This is a genomic window from Nitrospira sp. (assembly GCA_016715825.1).
Lineage (GTDB): Bacteria > Nitrospirota > Nitrospiria > Nitrospirales > Nitrospiraceae > Nitrospira_D.
On record JADJXO010000005.1, the window covers coordinates 71,110 to 88,046 of the forward strand.

Here is a 16,937-nt window from a genome sequence, read left to right on the forward strand (position 1 = left end):
TTAGTTGATCAACCAGGCCGCGATCCCCGCCGCTCCGCCCACCAAGATTCCGCCAATCACGACGTTACTCACATCGGACCATTGGGCATGGCTGAAGGCCATCTTGAACCCCGCCCACATGATTGCGACGGTAAAAAGTGTCACCGCCACACTCGTCAGGACCGTTTGAACATTCTGCATCACCGTGTTCACCTTGGTGATTTGGGCCCAAGCTGCATCCGACTCCAACAGGGTGAGCACCCCGAACAGCCAAGAGGCGGCAGCGATCTCGGGGCCGTTCTCTCGGTTGCATCGTCCCAAGGTTCCTGTCTCTGATACCCATTTCTTTGTCAAACATGCTTTCTTCATCGTGTCCTCCATGTTTCCTCCCTCTCTGTGAGACGTTTCACCGCAGATAGTCAGGCCCACCATAGTGTGGGGCCCATGAATGCACATTTGGTTTCTTTCATGCCGAACGCCGGTTCATCTGAAAGATGTCACCTCTCTGAGGCCCGTTCCACGATCATGTCCTGACCCTAGTCGCGTGACGGCACTGCCACAACACTGTGACCCGTAGAGCATGCACACCTGCATTAATTGCCAAACGCGGGTGACATGTAGTGAGGTTCAGTTTTTAGGTCAAGCCTGTGGTCACTACGTAGCCGCAGTGCTCACGTGATTAAATTCTGGAGATGACAACAGAGGGGATGTCTGTATTGTTGTGGGATAGATCGCTCTCTGTCATCTGACAATGAGCGTGTATGTCTTTCCGAGGTTCAACAAAGCAACGGATAGCCGCCTATCACTGATCCGCAGACCAGAGAAGTCCAATCCCAGCATACACATCGAAGGTCGCAGCCGAGTGCTCATGTCTTGTCTTGCTCGATCACTCTCAATAATGCTGGTATTACATGCGGTGAGTACGACGGAGTGCTCATCGTCGGGACTTAGGAGCGATGACATAATTTATCGGACGCCCAGCTAGGTACGGTTCCACATCAACTGCTCATTTCGTTCTGATCGGATGTTCTCTGACGAGTACGACAATTCGTCAATGTCCCACTAGGTTGGACCAGTTGCGTTCGACTGTGTATTGGTGGGTTACCGGAATTGTTCTGCCATGGGAGGCCGGTGTCTTGCCGCGCACTGATCGTCTGACGCACCGCTCGTGCCATCAGGAGTGTGTCACGGCCGCTGCTAAGTCCTCATCCGCTCGTGCTTATTCGGCAGCCTCCGCCCCGTCACCTGCGTTGTCCTGCCCTGGCGCTTCGGCTTCTGTGAAAGCGCCAGTTTGTTCAACATGCAGGAGGTGCCATCATGGCTAAACAATCCATCAACCGACTTCCCATTCCGCAGTTCATTCCACGCTACCGGATCACACTCGTTGCTGAACGAGGACACACCTCTCCGTGCGCTGTTCTTCGCGATTCGGCTGCCGCGGCTTCGGCGCTCCGCCCATACTTTGCTGGTCTCGATCGCGAACAATTCCTCGTCTGTTGTCTCGATGCGAAAAACGCCAGTATCGGCGTGAACATCGTCTCGATCGGCACACTCACTCTCAGTCTTGTGCACCCTCGCGAGGTCTTTAAAGCGGCCATTCTGCTCAACGCCTGTGCGATCATTGCCGTTCACAATCATCCATCAGGCGATCCCACGCCGAGCCCGGAGGACCGTACGCTGACCACACGACTGCGAGAAGCTGGAGACTTACTCGGTATCAGACTGCTTGACCATCTCATCCTTGGTGATAACCGTCTCTATAGCTTTGCAGATCAGGGCTGGCCGCTGTGAGGCGACAGCGAAAGTCCTGTCATAGCTCCCGTCATTTATCCTCTTGAGCAGATGATTCTTGACGACACATTGGGAAGATTCTCGATCCCTATGTCTAGGGGCGGCCTGCTTATGATACCGCGGACACCTAAAAAATAGGCAAGCTGCTGAAAGAGGCCATGATGCTCTGATACTCGTGCGTTTAACGCGACTTGTTTGCAAAAGTTATCCTCAGACAATGGGCATAAGAGGCTGAGCGTGATAATACGCTCCTCTGCTGTGGGATTTCGTTGTGAGAGATTGAAAGAGTGGTGAGAGTCGGTTAGCTATGAAGATCGACTTCGAAGCAAGGCGAAAAACATCTTACGCCGTTTGGCGATAACGTAAATATTGAACGGTGGCACTGACCGTAGGGTTATGTGAGTTATTGACTCGAAATGGCCGAAGTGAAATAGCGCGAAGGACGCGCTTCTTAATAATTGACGTCTCCCCCGAAAACGACGACACCTTAAAATTGGAGTAGACTGGCAGCTTCGACGGTCCTCGACGAAAGGAGCGGATCGATGAAGCGGTCACGATTTTCCGAGGAACAGATCATCTATGCCATTCGGCAAGTTGAGAGTGGGACTCCAATCGGCGACCGCTGCCGGCAGTTGGGAGTCAGCGAGGCCACCTTCTCCACCTGGAAAAAGAACTACGCGCATCTGGGCGTGAGCGAGCTCCGCCGATTGCGGCAGGTGGAAGAGGAGACCGCGTGACTCAAACGGCTCGTGGCGGATCTCTCGCTCGACAAGCACATGCTGACAGAGGCTCTACGAAAAAAAGTCTGAGGCCCGCCCGCCGCCGGGAACTGGCCCAGTGGTTTCATGGGACGTTTCAGGTGAGTGGTGCGCGGGCCTGTCGGTTGGAGCAGTTCGGCCGAGCCTCCTGGTATCGAACAAGTCGCGCCACGGATCAATCGGCTCTCCGGCTCCGCATGCGGGATCTGGCGCATGCGCGGCCTCGATTTGGATACATGCGGATTTGGGTCTTGCTCAGGCGGGAGGGGTGGCTCATCAATCGGAAGCGCGTCCGACGGGTGTATCGCTTGGATGGATTGCAGCTCCGCATGCGGGTGCGCCGACGTAAACATATCGCCCTCCACCGTGGACCGGCTCCCGTGCCGAGTGGTCCGCACGAACGCCGGAGTATGGATTTTGTGCATGATACCCTCGCCGACGGTCGACCGTTTCGGATCTTGACCGTGGTGGATACCTGGAGTCGCTCGAGTCCTGTCCTATAGGCTGGATTTCGGATGTCTGGAGAGCTGGTGGGTCAAGTGCTTGATCGCGTCCTCGCAGAAGGCCTGAGGTCTCGCTCCATCACCGTTGATCATGGCACAGAATTCCAATCCAGGGCGCTGGAGGATTGGGCCTATCACCGTGGCGTCCAACTCGACTTCATTCGACCCGAGAAACCCGTGGAGAATGCCTTCATTGAATCGTTTAATGGGCGGCTGCGCGATGAGTGTTTGAACGTCCATCAGTTCGCCACGCTCGCCCAGGCGCAGGCTGTCATCGAAGTCTGGCGCTGCGACTACAACCAGCAGCGCCCACATCGCTCACTGGGTAACCTGACACCAGCTGAGTTTATTGGACAACGTCAGGCTCTACAGTTCGTCGAAGAAACCCTCTGGTCTCGTTAAGACTTGTCTCGAAAAGGGACCAACGTCAGAAGCCTTGCGCCAGACCTCCCCCCCATTGCTGGGACCCGCGTGTTACGGTCGGCCGTATAAACTCATACGCAGGGCTCTTCCTAGTATTCCGATTCTTAGTCGTAATGTAGCTTGTGTAATCAACAAAGAAGAGGGAGGTTTTATGGGTGAGTACGAGCATACAACTATCGTCAACTTGAAGCCGCAACATGTCTTCGACTTTGTCTCGGACGTGAACAATCTTGCTCGGTATCTCCCGACGGTGAAGAACGCTATGCCCCAGGGTAGCGACCGTGTACGAGTTCAAGGCGAGGCTGCCGGACATCCGTACGATTCAGATGGTTCATATCACATCTATAAAGACCGTAGGCGAATGGAATGGGGGTCTGATGGCGAGAACCGATATAATGGTTGGTTGGAAGTTAAAGATAATGAAAGGGGTGCCAGTGCTTCGGTCACTGTCCATCTTTCTTTTGAGCCGCGACCCGAACTCGCTCACCAATATGAACAGCAGAGTGGAGACCGAGATCGTACGATTCATGAGGGTCTCAAAAACGCGCTGCAATCGGTTAAGAACCTATGCGAAGATCGAAAGGTTTAGTAGTGTAAGACTGGGCTTTAACCAGTTCTGCCATTTTAGTCTCTCCGTGTGTGATTACACTCTCCATCATACTGTCGTGACAATCGTCTAGCATAAATTACGTCGAATCGACCGAAGCGAATCGGGGGTAGCCTTGCGCCAAGCCATGCCGAGGGGGGTACGGTCCTGAGGTACCTCGTGTTGCAGCCCGCTATATTCTAGCTTCCAGACCTGGCCCGGTAGGGGAGCCGTAGAAACTAGCAACTCGACTCCGACTAGCCGGAGGTTGGGGGGTATCCTTGTAGATTCACTAGATCCTAGGCTTCGTCTAGAATATTTCAGGAAATATAAAAAAGTTAAGGTAATGACTACGTGATAGGAGGTGTAGATCTAGTAGCCCCCACGCGATGATGTCTCATCATGGGTTTCCCTATTCATTGATGGTAAGAAGCATGTGATCTCGGCGGTTCTGCTCATGACAAGATTCGTCTCGGTCGAGGCAGAAGGGACGCTCTTTACCATACGAAACGATGGCTACCTGCTCAGGGTTCACGAGCGCTTCCAGAAGATAATTTCGAGCGGCCTTTGCGCGTTTGTAGCCCAAAACAATATTATATTCGGCAGTGCCTCGCTCGTCACAGTGCCCTTCGATTGTAAGCACGGCCGTTGGATGATTGTGTAGATATGCTGCGTTATGATTGAGCGCCTCCATGCCGGTATCAGACAGGGTCCAATGATCAAAGCCAAAGAAAATGTCCCGAAAACCCGCTTCCTGGGCAGCCTTTTCTTCATTTGTCAGTTCGGCACGTTGACGTGGATCAATACCTGAGGGGGGCAGTGCTCCCAAATCCTTGCCTTCTGCAAGATGTTCCTCCGAAGGATTAGTCGAGAACCCTCTCAATGTACCGTTTGAGTCTTGTTCGGATATAGACGGCAGTTCCGTACCATCAATTGAGCTTTCTTCCGATGCAGTGGGCTGCTTCGTTTTATCGTTAAAGTGTTCTTCTGATGTCGTGAGTGGGTTCGTATCTCCGCTTACGCGCGGTTCTGATGTAGTCTGTAAGTTCGTATCACCGCGCGAGTCTCCGGATATAGGCAAGCTTGTACCCACACTTCCTGTTACACGTTCCCCTTCAGAATCAGACTTGAGCAATTTAGTACTGCACCCTTGGTTCGAAAATAAAACTATCCCTATCAGCATGACAGCTGCAGATTGTGTCAGTGCTCTATCCATAGCCTCACCCTTCAGGGGCATCTAGTGTAAATACGGCAGCACATGCCGTTGAGGAGGTAGCGAGTGTCAGTTGGACCTGAGCCTTCATAAACCTAAACCCATGTAATATTAGTCTACGCCTGCGAGTAAGCCTGACACCTAGGAGAAGCCCTTATATTTGGCACCATCCGGTGAATGGATGACACAGTGTCTCGCTGTTGCCTTGAATTGTAAAAAGTCTTCGGCCTCCCAGGGGGGCCGGAGGGCGCTGGAGCAGGTACCTAAGGACCCGTGTGTTACGGTCAGTTAAATTCTTCTAATCTTCACTGAGTAAGGTTTGAATACTCTTCATCTTTCCACGCAAGATTTCCCCTTCCTACTCAGTAAGATCTCCGCTGTCCAGCAGCTCGTGTAAAGAGAATAGATATTCATAGACGCTCTGGTTGTCAGCCATCGCTATTCCATGCACTAGTTGAAAGGATTTCCTCCAAGATATGTAGCGAAGGACTGCCCTCGGATTTGAAACTAGCCAACTGGTCGGACTAGGTGTGGAATAGTCATGTGCCTTGCATATTTCATAGAGGTAATCTTCGGTTTTCTAAAAGTAGATAAAAAGCATAGACTTCTCAGGACCTCCGGTTCTCTGTTCATCATAGTGCCTTTCGCAGTTACCCGGTGGGCCTCACGAACCATCAAGAGATGCAAGAATGCCAACAGAATTGCCAAGAAGTCATGCCTTCTGCACACAGACTGCCCAGATGCCTTACGCTACGGATCAGATACTAGACCACCCTGTATTAGTTCGCAGTAATGCCCATGGATGGGCGCTCATGATGTCATACATATCGGTTTCCAACGAGTCCCTTGTGGCATAGCAACACAACCCAATGAAGGGAAGATCGGCGATGATGGGCGTCGCTTTCTGCTCGTAACGCATAAAAGCCCCGCGATGAGTCGCAGAGGAAAATCGACCTGGTCCACCGGCAGCACGGATGCTTGCATACCCGAGTTTGCGAGCCTGGGATGGTAAGTTGGCAAGCCGACTCAGGGAATCTTCCACATTAAAGGTCACACTCGAATACCAATCTTGAGCGGGCGAAATATGTAACTGCTTCGAGGCAACCAGCTTGGAACCGTTTACGCCGTGACGAGATAGTTCTTGAAGTGCTAGCGGAATGGTCACCGTGGCGGGAAGCACCCAAAGACACAACTCATGGAGGGTAAGGCCCGCTTTCAGGAAGGATGCCGTGACGCGTAGAAACTCTTGCGGGTATCGATAAAAGAGACAGAGATGAGATCCTAATGGAATCTCATGTGTGCCTCGAAGACCACTGATTGGCATGACTCACCTCCATTTGGGCAAGGAAGTGAGAAATCCAAATAGGCACCAATCATCGGCCATCATGTGGCTCACCGTGCCTAATTCCGATCAGTCTTGTTAGATATACTACTCGTGTCTACGCAGTAGTCTCTACTGGTACATGGGACTAAGTAGGAAATATGGTTAGGAAGGCAATTTATAGCTTTCCCCATCTCCACCGGAGACTTGCTTAAGACCGTTTAGCGACCTCGTGCCTTTCGAGTGGCAGCCTTCGCATCTTCAGTACTGAACCTGGGAGCAGGGCCTGTATCGAGGGCTGATTGGGACAAGCGAGACCGTCTATGAACCTTACATCTATTTTTGTGGTTTGCCGTCAACCTAGTCGCACTCCTACATTTATATCAACTTTGTACATCCATTGTTCTAATGTCGCCCCCCCGTATCCATCTCTATCCTAGATTAATAATGTCACTATTGAAGCCGTACGCGGCGCTTCACGCTGACCTCGAAACAAATCAATAACATTAATGAGTCTTATGTTTGTTTTGACGATGTCGCTCGTGTTCAAGGTAATTCACTAGTACCAGCTGGACTGTGGTCTTGTAAGAATGACTCATCACGCATACATGGAGGATGGTATGAAACTAGAATTCATCGTAATCGTTGTCGCTGGATTTGTGGGGTCCAGTATGGGAATGGCTTTCGCTGACGATTTGGTGACTGACCAAGAAGCGACCCCCACCATCGAAGAGCGTCTGACCGAAACTACAGTCAAGGGGACGTTAATGAGCATTAAAGGATCGTACTACTCCATAAAAGACAACGACGGGAAAGAGCATTTCCTACACGTCGATCTCAGTACCAAGCTGGATGTGGTGAGGCCAGGTGACAAAGTGAAAGCATACGTCACAGACCAAGGGCATACGACGACGTTGCAACGAGCTGACTGACCTTACCCTATTGGCAATTGGCGATATTCTTATGTCTAACCGAGAAAGCAAACAACAGGCGCTTACGATGTCGAGATCATAACCAAAGGGGGCAGACATGCCATCTATTATCAGAATAGCACTACTTTCTATGGTCTGCTTCTCCGGTTGCGCCTTAACAAGCACAGCTTCTAACTTTAATGGGTTGCACCATATGGATGGTTCGGAAGCTCCGGTGCATATAAATATGACAAAGGTGGCTGTGCATTTGGGTATCGTGATGCCGTTCATCGGCGATGCCACTCTTGATGGGGCCGTTGAGGAATTCACAAAAGCCGCGAAGCAGGTCGGTGCTAATCGGGTGCAAATTGTTCAATCCAATGAGACAAGGCTCTGGTGGATTTTTCCCCCGTTTTCTCTTTTATTGACTCCGACCTTCACGAACATTGCCGGTGATGCGCTGACACAACCGCCAAGACTCTGTACGGTCAATGGAGGCGTAACTCCGGGGTTGTAAATAACAGGTCGTCCACCTTGTGCATGCGTCAGAGAAGTTTCCAATTACTATGCTCTCCCCACGAATTACTCATTGAGCGTGAGTATTTGTATATGTTCCTCGGGGTAATGCCGTGATCATGCATCATATGAGGCCGCAGCCTCTAATCCTGAACATCTATGCTCCTTCTATTGCGGAACTAGTAAGGATTTTAAAGAGGGAAGGAAGCTGGTAAGCCTCATCTATGACAGTTTGATGTCACCTAGCCTGCGGACAAGATCGACCAACTTCCCAAAATAGAACTGAATCCCTTTAGGGGATTCTTGGATCTCAATGAGATGAAATAAACCGTTTGGATCGTTTGTCTTCGCTTTCGTCACGGCTCCAGCTGCCGAAATGCGGAGGCATTGGTCCCCCCACATTGCTAACATACTTCAAACTAATAAAACACGAGGGAACATAGTACTAGGAGAAAGCATAGCGGCTTGCTGAGTCAGTCACTTAGGTCCCCCCAGATAACCTTAAGCGCTTGGCGGCAGAATTATGGCGAATGGCATCGAGTCGACGCCCTAGCTATTGGTATAAGCCTGCCAGATTACAATGAGCTTCGCGGAAATCCGGCGCGCATCGGAGTGCCTCCACATAGGCAGCCAGGGCTCCGCTTTTATCCTGTCGATCCTCCAGTACCACTCCAAGGTTAAAATGGGCGACAGCCGAATCTAGCTCCATGTGCAGCGAGGATTCAGTTGACACAAGCGAAAAATCTAACCGGACCTGAAAACGCCGTTAAAGACAATCGCAGAATCATGTATCCGAAAAAGCGCGCAAGGGATGTTCAGAACGCCGCCGACAGGCTAATGCAAGATGGTTCGTCAGCCATTACCATTTCCGCTGGGATCAGATCCATCTCTCCACAAGGCAATGCCGCCTGAGAGTCCAGTCATATTGGATACGATCGAGACATTACCAGGAAGCCTGCTTATATCTGCCTGTGCCGCATTTCCACCGCCTATGTAGAGCCGGTCATAATGAAACATATTTTCAAGTTTACGGATGACCTTTACGAGGCGATTGTTCCACAGTTTCTTTCCCAGCCGTTCAAGTTCCGAATTGCGTAGGCGATTCTTGCCCACCTCCACGTTTGGCACGAGCGTGCCATCGACGAACAGGGACGAGCCGACTCCCGTTCCCAAGGTTAGGACTAGCTCAACGCCCCTGCCGGAGATCGATCCGAAACCTTGTATGTCGGCGTCATTGGCGGCACGGACGGGCTTCTTTCGAAACATTTTATGGAGAGCCTTCGTGAGATGAAAATGCTCCCAGGTGGGGTCTAAATTTACAGCTCCCGAGACAACACCATTGCGAACGATCCCTGGGAAACCCACACTGACGCGGTGGAAACGACCCGCCTTTTTCGCAAGGCGTTGTATGATTCTCATCATCAGTTGCGGCGTGCTTCGTTTAGGCGTTGGTACACGAACACGGTCTCCGACGGGCTCACCATTTTCGTTAACGACCAATGCCTTAATCCCCGTACCGCCGATATCAATGACGAGCGTTCGAATTGATGTCACGACGGCAGTTGGAATCTGATCTGTGGCTGGGGGTTGTGACGGGAAATGCTTTGAGGATGATGAAGGGTTAGCTCGCATATAAGAATTTGGAAATGAGTCGAAAAATGACCTATTAATTGGTGAGTTATAACACTAAACATGTGTCAGACAAAGGCCCGCCACGTGGGGGCCTTTGTAACGAACCTGTTCTCGAACGATTATGCCGCTAACTTTACTTCAATCGTTTTTGGTTTCGCCTTCTCTGATTTGGGCAGATGAAGGTTCAAGACCCCATCCTTGAACTCGGCTTTCACATGCTCCGGTTCAACCACGTCAGGCAATGAAAAGGTCCGGACAAAGCTGCCATACGATCTTTCAATTCGGTGATACTTTGTCCCTTTATCTTCTTGCTCAAGCTTGCGCTGGCCCTGGATCGTGAGCACGCCGTCTTCCAGCGAAACTTTGACATCTTCTTTTTTCACGTCAGGAATCTCGGCTTTGATCAAATATTCACCCGCTGTTTCGCTAATATCGACAGATGGCGTCCAATCCGCCACGATCATCGCCTCTTTACCGTTCGATGCGTGTGAGGCAGGATATGCCAACATCCGGTTCAACCGATTAGAGACTTCTTCCAGTTCACGAAATGGATCCCATCGTACAAGTGCCATAGCAACCTCCCTTAAGTCTATTATCTCGTATGTTAGGTTTTCTGCGCTGCTGCTGCCTCGACTCAACTGTCACTGGATAGATAAATCGATTGATGGAGAAGTCAAGAGCGGGGGACAGTCTTGCAATAAATGACCATAAGGCTGACCTATATGGAGGATTTGATTCTGCCATTGGTTTAAAACAAAGCTAGTTCGAACACTGCACACGCTATCCTCTAGACTTTCAACTCCCAAAAACAGTATATGTGAGATCGCTTCTCATTATCAGATATTTGACGACGGCTATGTTCGAACAGATTTGGATGCGGCCGTCATCACAACCACAGTTGTAAGGAGGTACACCATGAGTAAGAAGGCGGTGTTTTACCATGCAGGGTGTTCTGTATGCGTGGAAGCGGAGCAAAACGTCGCGAATGCGCTTGACCGCTCGCGCTACAACCTGGAGATCGTGCATTTAGGTCAGCAGAAGGCTCGCGTTTCAGAGGCTGAGGCTGCCGGGGTGAAGTCCGTACCGGCCCTCGTGCTCGATGGGATGCCGTTTCATATTAACTTCGGAGCCAAACTCGAGGCCCTGAAGTAAGGTGCTATGGCGGCTCCACTCGCCTGTCAAAGCGTGTGGGGCCGCTCCTCTGCTGTCGCGTTTACTGTCATTTGGCGTGAGAGGAGGGAATGTCAGCTTCGTTCTACTACAGTGTCAATGATTGAGAAGTGCTCAGAAATTCACCCGAGACCTTACGAGCTTTTTGAATCATTTTAGCATCAACGTTGTTGAGTTGGATTACGCTCGCTTTTTTATAGTTCTTTAAGTCCTTCCAGGTGATGGGCCAGGCGACGGGAGCGCCGTCTCGCGCTCGAAGTGAGAACGGCGCAATCGCAGTCGATGAAAAATCATTCCTGAAGAAGTCGACAAAGATTTTCCCTGATCGTCTTTTCTTGCTCATATTGGCCACATATGCATCAGGTATCTCTCGAGCCATTGTTTCGGCAAAACCACGAGCGAACTCTTTAACTTCCTCCCAGCCATGCTCGGGCTTAATCGGTGCAACAATATGGATGCCTTTACCGCCTGAGAGCCTGGGAAAGGATAGGAGGCCTAGTTTCTTAAGCCGATTGCGAATATCCTGGGCCGCGAGCTTGACCGCTTCAAACGGCACGGTTGCATCGGGATCTAGATCGAAAATGATTTGATCAGGCTTGCCCTGGTTTGAGATTGAGCTTTGCCAGGCATGAAATTCTATAGTGCCCATTTGCACAAGCTGCAGAAGCCCGACTTCATTTTGGATGTAAACATAGGTATGCTTCTTGCCTTTATGAGTGAGCCCCTTGGAATACACCTCATCGCCCATGCCCTGCATGGGATTGCGCTGAAAAAAACATTCACCCCCGATGCCGTTCGTGCAGCGCAGCAAACTGATCAAGCGCGAGCGAACGAACGGCACCATGAGAGGCGCGATCCTGTCATAGTATTCTGCCACGTCACCTTTGGTTATTTTAGTATCAGGAAAAACGATCCGGTCAGGGTGTGTGATTTTAACGCCCCTATAAGAGACTTCGTCTTTATTTCTAGAGCCCGGTTTCGTGTCCTTCATGACTTGTTCTATGGGTGTCGGAATTTCTTCAACCACCTTTATCGGATTCTTATCCTCCCGCAAGCCTTTGAAGGAGCCGTGGCGAATATGTCCTTCTGAGGTCCATTCTATAAACGAGATTTCGCACAGCACTTCGGGCTTCACAAAAATATATTCCCGAAGGCCTCGGGCTACTTTCTCCCGGAACGGCGATTTCGTGATCTGAAGCGGGATCAATCGTTGATAGAGATCCTTGGCGAGATCGTGCGAAAACCCCGTTCCGACTTTCCCCGCATAGGTGAATTCCTTGTTTTTGTAATAGCCAAGCAGCAAAGCGCCGATCGCCTTGGTATGGATTTTCGCGGGCATGAATCCGCCAATCACGAATTCCTGCTCAAGGCTGCATTTACTTTTGACCCAATCGGTCGTACGGCGTCCGTGATACAGACTGTCCTTTTTTTTCGATACCAAACCTTCCGCACCGATCTTGCAGGCTTTTTCGAGCAAGTCCGGTGAGCTTTCGAGATGGTCGCTGAAGTGCAGAAGAGGTTTAGCCTTCGCAAGGAGTTTTGAGAGCTGGGCTTTCCGGTCGATTAATGCCTGATTGGTGAGGTCCTCACCATCGAGATACAGAAGATCAAATAGAAAACCGTGGATGGCTTTGGGATTCTTGTCCGAAAGGGCGGCCTGTAACGCGCCAAAATTTGTCTGGCCACGTTCGTTTAGAACACAGGCCTCCAGATCGAACACCGCCTTCTCGACCTTTAATTTGCTAATAGCCCTCTCGAGGGGTGTAAATTTGTGCGTCCAGTCTTGACCGCCCCTGGTGCGTAGGATCACGGTACCCTTGTCCATGAAAGCCATGAGGCGATAGCCGTCATATTTGATTTCGTGGACCCACGCATTCCCATTGGGCTGTTTATCGACAAGTGTGGCAAGTTGCGGACTCGGATATTGTTTCATTAAACTTGATAATGAGGTGCTAGACTTTTGCAGACTGAACTTTGCTTTCTTCTCCTTACTGGGCGATGGCTTACTGAGTTGCCTGCGTGTAGTTGTTTTACCCAGTCCCGCTTCAAGAATATCGCCCATGGTTCTGCCTGTTACAGCGCTTGTATTCTCACGTTTTAAAAATCCATCATTCTCAGATTTGCTCAGCGCGAACTTATCGTTGCTTTTAATCAGCAGCCAGTTCTCGCGCTTCTCAGGCGTATGCATCCGTACCAGGTGCCACTGCCCCTTCATCCGCGACCCTTCGATGGAGAAATTGATGCGCCCCTTTTTCTCCATTTTGGATGGGTCATCCTCCGGCATCCAGATACCCTCATCCCAGATCATGACGGGCCCGGCGCCATACTGCTTATCGGGTATCACGCCTTCAAAATCGTTGTAATCCATGGGATGGTCCTCAGTCCGGACCGCGAGCCGTTTATCGGCGGGGGCGTAGCTGGGCCCTCTCGTAACCGCCCAGCTTTTCATGACGCCATCCCATTCCAATCGCAAGTCATAGTGAGTCCGCGTCGCTTCATGGAGTTGAATGACAAAGCGCAAGCGTTGTGTAGAGCGCTTTCCGGCTTTGCCCGGTGGTTCTGCCGTGATGCCAAAATCCCGCTTCTCGTTATATTTTTTTAGGAGTTCACGCGCCATTTCTGTCGCCCGTTCTGTCTTCCCGGACATTTGGATGGGGGTCTGGTCTTTTCACATCCACAGTAATCACTCTAACCGATACCTGGAGCAATCATCGAGATGGGATAATGGTTTTGTGACGAAGGGGTTTGCCGACGCCATTTGCTGTCATGAGCGCAGAAGAGCAGTGTGGATGCACTGAATATGTGGGTGAGTCGACTCCGCACGTGCCATATGCATACATCATGACGGATCCGACTAATATGGGAGAGTCATCGCAATTATGAAACTTGCTCGATGGCGTTGTCGAGACAGTGCTGCACGCGGGATGAACGGTCTCCTGAATCTGTACGCCAATCGCCATTGGTTAATGCGATGCCAAGTAAATTAGCGACAACAAAGCATTTCCACTCGCCCTCTACGGGTCCCGTACGGGAGCTCCCTCCAAATTGATAGGCGAGTACTCGCTCGATGCCATCTTTATAGCCCAACGCATGAGGGCAAAACTCTCGTGGATGGCCTTCATACGTGGCAAACACACGCCGCTTTTCGCGTATGGCCTGGGATAATAAGATGTTGAGCAAGACAGACGGCATGACAAGATTCACATCAGGTCTGACCATCCCCACATGAAATCGGTGAGGAGTTAGACTTCGTATTTAGAGAAATCACCGCGAATGGCCTTCACGGCATACTTTTCTCGATCGATTTCCTTTCGGCTGCGCACTACTAAGCGGCGCAATAACGGAAGGGGTGGACACCATCCCTGCACGGCATGCTGAAAGAGAAAGGGCAGCACGAGGCCAGGCAGGAGAAGCCACTTCCTATTCCGGGTGATGCTTAAGCACAGGCCTGAAAAGGCGAGGACGGACGCATTCAGTTCAAGCACTCGTTCGATATCCCATTCCCGGTCGAGTTCTTCTATGCGACGGGTCAACTCCCCCGCACTGAGGTTGGCAAACTTCTCAACCCGAGTTCTTGCTGCAGTATCCAACCGTTGATTGATTTCAGATGCGTGTGTTCACGGACGCGATCATGGGAGTGCGTCATCATCACCTCCAGTGATGCATATGTTGGGGCAGTAGCGGAAATGACACGATTGCCTCTCGGGCTGACCCACTCAGAGATTACTTGTGGCTGCTGCCAGCTTCTTTCTCATCTCGCGCATCCCGTGAATCTTTACTGTCCTGCTGTTGTGACATTCCTTTCATGTGGGAAGTGTCCTTCAAGCCAGACGTATCCCGTGACGGTTTCGTGTTCTTGTCCTGGGCAGTGGCTTCTTTGTCGTCTCTCGCATCCCGTGTCTCTGTATTGCCCTGTTGAGGTGAGCTTCCTTGTTTTCCCCGTTCTTCCGCCTGCACCGGGATAGATGACACCCCCCCAACAAGTAGTACTGACGAAACTATCAACGCACTCCAGATGGATTTCATGTCTGCCTCCTTTGTTGTTTGAGCGGTGACGGGGATACATGCTGCGATCCCCCTCATACCTTGTCTCGCATTCACTCTGCCCCGCGCTCCATTGACTCGGAACTTGGTGTCTTGGAAATAGCCGGGAATTCAAATCGCCACTTAGTTCCTCCATTAGGGATAGTCACAGAGTGCGCATCTCACCCGCGACGGCTATAAAGATAACGTGATTGGACAATCAGGCGGCTTGCTCCATCGCGTTTCGAATAATCTCCAATGGATCAGTCGTGTCACTGACTACAGATGGAAGTCGTTTCGCTCGGTTGCGGAGCGTGACTGCATCAACCACATCCCCGCACTGGATGCATCGGGTCGCCCAATACCAGGAATAATGTTGAGTTTCATAGAAATCCAGGCACTGTTCCTCCACGAGAAAACCCCCACAGCGGTGGCAACGGCTCTTCGGCGCACAGGCTTCTTTGAGGGTGTGCATCGTCATTGGTGAATCAAGGTGGGTGACGCTTGCCATCATGGCCTCCTCTCGCATGGGTTAACAGTGCCCTTCTTCCACTGCCGAGATGAAGGGGAAGGGCTGCTGACGTTATAAGGTATTGATATCAAATTATGAGAAATGTCTGGCTGGAGCATTCCCTAGGTCTCATAAGGAAGAGCCCTAGTGTCGGAAGCCAACCCAGATGAGGAGATACATCAATACCGCATTTGAAGAGCTTTCTTATGTTCGGAGAATCCTATCGAAGACCTTCTGTGAGAGTCATTGATGCTTATTTTGTGCTGGCGACGTAAGGAAGCAGGGGAGCCGTTCCCCATACCGCATCTCAGGCGTGGGCTTCAAATTGGAGCCAGGGAGTCACCGCAGGGCGCCGGTTGAACAACAAAACTATGACGGTCACGGTAAAAGTTTCGTCGGACTTGGCTTCTTGCCACTCGTCATCGCTTCACCGATTTGAACCTCGAGAGGTTCCCCCATTCCGGTGTGGAGGACGGGTGTGCCCATGGCCGCTTCACCGCGTGCCGCATCTCGCCGCGCCTCGTCGGCCAGCTGTTCGTACAATTGTCGCATTTTGTCCAAGTCTTTCTGGGAGAGTTTTTCCAAGTCCAACATGGCATTGTGCGCACCTCGGGTCGACCGAATGATTTCGTCGAGTTTCAGTTGAATCGCTGCGCTGTCACGATTCTGTGTGTTCTGGATGAGGAAAACCATGAGAAACGTCACAATGGTGGTGGCAGTATTGATCACCAATTCCCAGGTGTCGCTGAAATTGAAAAAGGGTCCGCTTATGGCCCACATAAGGACCAGGGCCACGGCAATGCCAAACGCACTAGCAGTGCCGAGTAAACGTGAGCATTGGTTTGCCAGTCGATTAAATACACTCGGTTGTGAGCCAAGAGATGAATGAGGCTCCATCCCTCTCATCTTGGTTGAAACCAGACGCCGAACCACTAGCCAAAACCCTAGAGGGGGCTACCCTCATCGGGTTGGCTGCGAGCTTGGTGGAATTTCAGCTATGGATCGCGGATTTCTCCCCCCTACCTCTGCCGCTTTCTTGCCCTTCTAAGGAGTCATAGCGGATTCATTCAATTCTATTAGCTTTGTTAATAGATGAAGTGTTGAATCCTCCACTGAACGAAAGAAGGGAAGCATGAAAGCATACGCAGTTCGCAAAGAAGGACGATTTTCTGTCGAGTGCCAGTTTTATTGCTTTACTGAGGATCAGCTGATCAATGGGAAGGTCCGGGACTTATCGCCGACAGGCTGGCGCGTGACGCTCGATCGTCCTCTACCGGTTGGGGTTGAACAGACCGTGTTTATCACCCTGCGTGATGAAAGCGGCTACTATCACGCCTTGATCGAGTCTGCCATGGTGCGCTGGGCTGATGGATTCGAGACGGGGTGGGAAATCACACGAATCGACGAGTTGGACTCTACGCGTTTGATCGAGTTCTTAGAACATCGCGAGCGAAAGCACGCCGTTCCCGACATCCTACATAAATATAATTGTCTTCCTGACGAGTCAGGGAACAGAGGGCCTGCACTCCAACCAAGCGACTATTCAGTCTTACACTGAGCAAGCAGGTTTAACAGACGCTCTGTGGTGCTTCGTATAGCC

At 51.1% G+C, this 16,937-nt stretch carries 17 protein-coding genes and 1 pseudogene; 7 read left to right on the forward strand and 11 right to left on the reverse strand.

Going from position 1 to position 16,937, the window contains the following annotated elements; all coding sequences use genetic code 11:
* Positions 1-348: a TrbC/VirB2 family protein gene (locus IPM58_12650; protein MBK9307901.1), complete on the reverse strand. Its 348-nt coding sequence runs from the start codon at positions 346-348 to the stop codon at positions 1-3.
* Positions 349-1,296: 948 nt separating this feature from the next.
* Here IPM58_12650 and IPM58_12655 point away from each other — a divergent pair.
* The 3 genes and pseudogenes from IPM58_12655 to IPM58_12665 all read left to right on the forward strand — a co-directional run bounded on the left by IPM58_12655 (position 1,297) and on the right by IPM58_12665 (position 4,043).
* The gene (locus IPM58_12655) at positions 1,297-1,770 is read left to right on the forward strand and encodes a JAB domain-containing protein (protein ID MBK9307902.1); all 474 of its coding nucleotides are present in this window, start codon (positions 1,297-1,299) and stop codon (positions 1,768-1,770) included.
* A gap of 542 nt (positions 1,771-2,312) precedes the next feature.
* Positions 2,313-3,433: pseudogene (locus IPM58_12660) on the forward strand (IS3 family transposase).
* Between the two features lie 172 nt (positions 3,434-3,605).
* On the forward strand, positions 3,606-4,043 hold the full coding sequence (locus tag IPM58_12665) for an SRPBCC family protein (protein MBK9307903.1): 438 nt from the start codon (positions 3,606-3,608) through the stop codon (positions 4,041-4,043).
* A gap of 409 nt (positions 4,044-4,452) precedes the next feature.
* Here IPM58_12665 and IPM58_12670 read toward each other — a convergent pair whose 3' ends face one another.
* Positions 4,453-5,256: an OmpA family protein gene (locus IPM58_12670; protein MBK9307904.1), complete on the reverse strand. Its 804-nt coding sequence runs from the start codon at positions 5,254-5,256 to the stop codon at positions 4,453-4,455.
* Positions 5,257-6,010: 754 nt separating this feature from the next.
* Entirely contained in the window at positions 6,011-6,577 is a 567-nt protein-coding gene (locus tag IPM58_12675; protein ID MBK9307905.1) for an MEDS domain-containing protein, read from the reverse strand.
* A 617-nt stretch (positions 6,578-7,194) separates the two neighbouring features.
* Between IPM58_12675 and IPM58_12680 the strand changes: the two genes are divergently transcribed.
* Together IPM58_12680 and IPM58_12685 are read left to right on the forward strand one after the other, a co-directional pair.
* Positions 7,195-7,506, forward strand: coding sequence for a hypothetical protein (locus IPM58_12680; GenBank protein ID MBK9307906.1), 312 nt, complete (start codon positions 7,195-7,197; stop codon positions 7,504-7,506).
* 226 nt (positions 7,507-7,732) lie between these two features.
* Positions 7,733-8,002, forward strand: a complete 270-nt coding sequence (locus IPM58_12685) for a hypothetical protein (GenBank protein ID MBK9307907.1) — start codon at positions 7,733-7,735, stop codon at positions 8,000-8,002.
* An 851-nt stretch (positions 8,003-8,853) separates the two neighbouring features.
* On the opposite strand, the gene IPM58_12690 is transcribed toward IPM58_12685, so the two are convergent.
* Positions 8,854-9,633, reverse strand: a complete 780-nt coding sequence (locus tag IPM58_12690) for an ROK family protein (GenBank protein MBK9307908.1) — start codon at positions 9,631-9,633, stop codon at positions 8,854-8,856.
* Positions 9,634-9,752: 119 nt separating this feature from the next.
* Positions 9,753-10,205, reverse strand: coding sequence for an Hsp20/alpha crystallin family protein (locus IPM58_12695; protein MBK9307909.1), 453 nt, complete (start codon positions 10,203-10,205; stop codon positions 9,753-9,755).
* Between the two features lie 343 nt (positions 10,206-10,548).
* Between IPM58_12695 and IPM58_12700 the strand changes: the two genes are divergently transcribed.
* The gene (locus IPM58_12700; protein ID MBK9307910.1) at positions 10,549-10,785 is read left to right on the forward strand and encodes a thioredoxin family protein; all 237 of its coding nucleotides are present in this window, start codon (positions 10,549-10,551) and stop codon (positions 10,783-10,785) included.
* Between the two features lie 106 nt (positions 10,786-10,891).
* On the opposite strand, the gene ligD is transcribed toward IPM58_12700, so the two are convergent.
* The 6 genes from ligD to IPM58_12730 all read right to left on the reverse strand — a co-directional run bounded on the left by ligD (position 10,892) and on the right by IPM58_12730 (position 16,234).
* Complete coding sequence (ligD, locus tag IPM58_12705; protein MBK9307911.1) at positions 10,892-13,420, reverse strand: DNA ligase D; 2,529 nt, start codon at positions 13,418-13,420, stop codon at positions 10,892-10,894.
* Between the two features lie 260 nt (positions 13,421-13,680).
* Positions 13,681-13,995, reverse strand: coding sequence for a hypothetical protein (locus IPM58_12710; protein ID MBK9307912.1), 315 nt, complete (start codon positions 13,993-13,995; stop codon positions 13,681-13,683).
* A 50-nt stretch (positions 13,996-14,045) separates the two neighbouring features.
* Positions 14,046-14,405: a hypothetical protein gene (locus IPM58_12715; protein ID MBK9307913.1), complete on the reverse strand. Its 360-nt coding sequence runs from the start codon at positions 14,403-14,405 to the stop codon at positions 14,046-14,048.
* 121 nt (positions 14,406-14,526) lie between these two features.
* Positions 14,527-14,829, reverse strand: a complete 303-nt coding sequence (locus IPM58_12720) for a hypothetical protein (GenBank protein ID MBK9307914.1) — start codon at positions 14,827-14,829, stop codon at positions 14,527-14,529.
* Between the two features lie 217 nt (positions 14,830-15,046).
* Positions 15,047-15,340, reverse strand: coding sequence for a hypothetical protein (locus IPM58_12725; GenBank protein MBK9307915.1), 294 nt, complete (start codon positions 15,338-15,340; stop codon positions 15,047-15,049).
* 375 nt (positions 15,341-15,715) lie between these two features.
* Complete coding sequence (locus tag IPM58_12730; GenBank protein MBK9307916.1) at positions 15,716-16,234, reverse strand: low affinity iron permease family protein; 519 nt, start codon at positions 16,232-16,234, stop codon at positions 15,716-15,718.
* A 235-nt stretch (positions 16,235-16,469) separates the two neighbouring features.
* Here IPM58_12730 and IPM58_12735 point away from each other — a divergent pair, with 235 nt between their 5' ends.
* The gene (locus tag IPM58_12735; protein MBK9307917.1) at positions 16,470-16,895 is read left to right on the forward strand and encodes a PilZ domain-containing protein; all 426 of its coding nucleotides are present in this window, start codon (positions 16,470-16,472) and stop codon (positions 16,893-16,895) included.
* The last annotated feature ends 42 nt before the right edge of the window (positions 16,896-16,937 follow it).

Excerpts from the sequence above, each read along its gene's own strand:
- IPM58_12675 (MBK9307905.1), bottom strand. The coding sequence starts at position 6,577 with ATGCCAATCAGTGGTCTTCGAGGCACACATGAGATTCCATTAGGATCT.
- IPM58_12735 (MBK9307917.1), top strand. The coding sequence starts at position 16,470 with ATGAAAGCATACGCAGTTCGCAAAGAAGGACGATTTTCTGTCGAGTGC.
- IPM58_12725 (MBK9307915.1), bottom strand. The coding sequence starts at position 15,340 with ATGATGGCAAGCGTCACCCACCTTGATTCACCAATGACGATGCACACC.
- IPM58_12730 (MBK9307916.1), bottom strand. The coding sequence starts at position 16,234 with ATGGAGCCTCATTCATCTCTTGGCTCACAACCGAGTGTATTTAATCGA.
- IPM58_12685 (MBK9307907.1), top strand. The coding sequence starts at position 7,733 with ATGACAAAGGTGGCTGTGCATTTGGGTATCGTGATGCCGTTCATCGGC.
- IPM58_12650 (MBK9307901.1), bottom strand. The coding sequence starts at position 348 with ATGAAGAAAGCATGTTTGACAAAGAAATGGGTATCAGAGACAGGAACC.
- IPM58_12720 (MBK9307914.1), bottom strand. The coding sequence starts at position 14,829 with ATGAAATCCATCTGGAGTGCGTTGATAGTTTCGTCAGTACTACTTGTT.
- ligD (MBK9307911.1), bottom strand. The coding sequence starts at position 13,420 with ATGGCGCGTGAACTCCTAAAAAAATATAACGAGAAGCGGGATTTTGGC.
- IPM58_12690 (MBK9307908.1), bottom strand. The coding sequence starts at position 9,633 with ATGCGAGCTAACCCTTCATCATCCTCAAAGCATTTCCCGTCACAACCC.
- IPM58_12655 (MBK9307902.1), top strand. The coding sequence starts at position 1,297 with ATGGCTAAACAATCCATCAACCGACTTCCCATTCCGCAGTTCATTCCA.
- IPM58_12700 (MBK9307910.1), top strand. The coding sequence starts at position 10,549 with ATGAGTAAGAAGGCGGTGTTTTACCATGCAGGGTGTTCTGTATGCGTG.
- IPM58_12680 (MBK9307906.1), top strand. The coding sequence starts at position 7,195 with ATGAAACTAGAATTCATCGTAATCGTTGTCGCTGGATTTGTGGGGTCC.
- IPM58_12695 (MBK9307909.1), bottom strand. The coding sequence starts at position 10,205 with ATGGCACTTGTACGATGGGATCCATTTCGTGAACTGGAAGAAGTCTCT.
- IPM58_12665 (MBK9307903.1), top strand. The coding sequence starts at position 3,606 with ATGGGTGAGTACGAGCATACAACTATCGTCAACTTGAAGCCGCAACAT.
- IPM58_12670 (MBK9307904.1), bottom strand. The coding sequence starts at position 5,256 with ATGGATAGAGCACTGACACAATCTGCAGCTGTCATGCTGATAGGGATA.
- IPM58_12710 (MBK9307912.1), bottom strand. The coding sequence starts at position 13,995 with ATGCCGTCTGTCTTGCTCAACATCTTATTATCCCAGGCCATACGCGAA.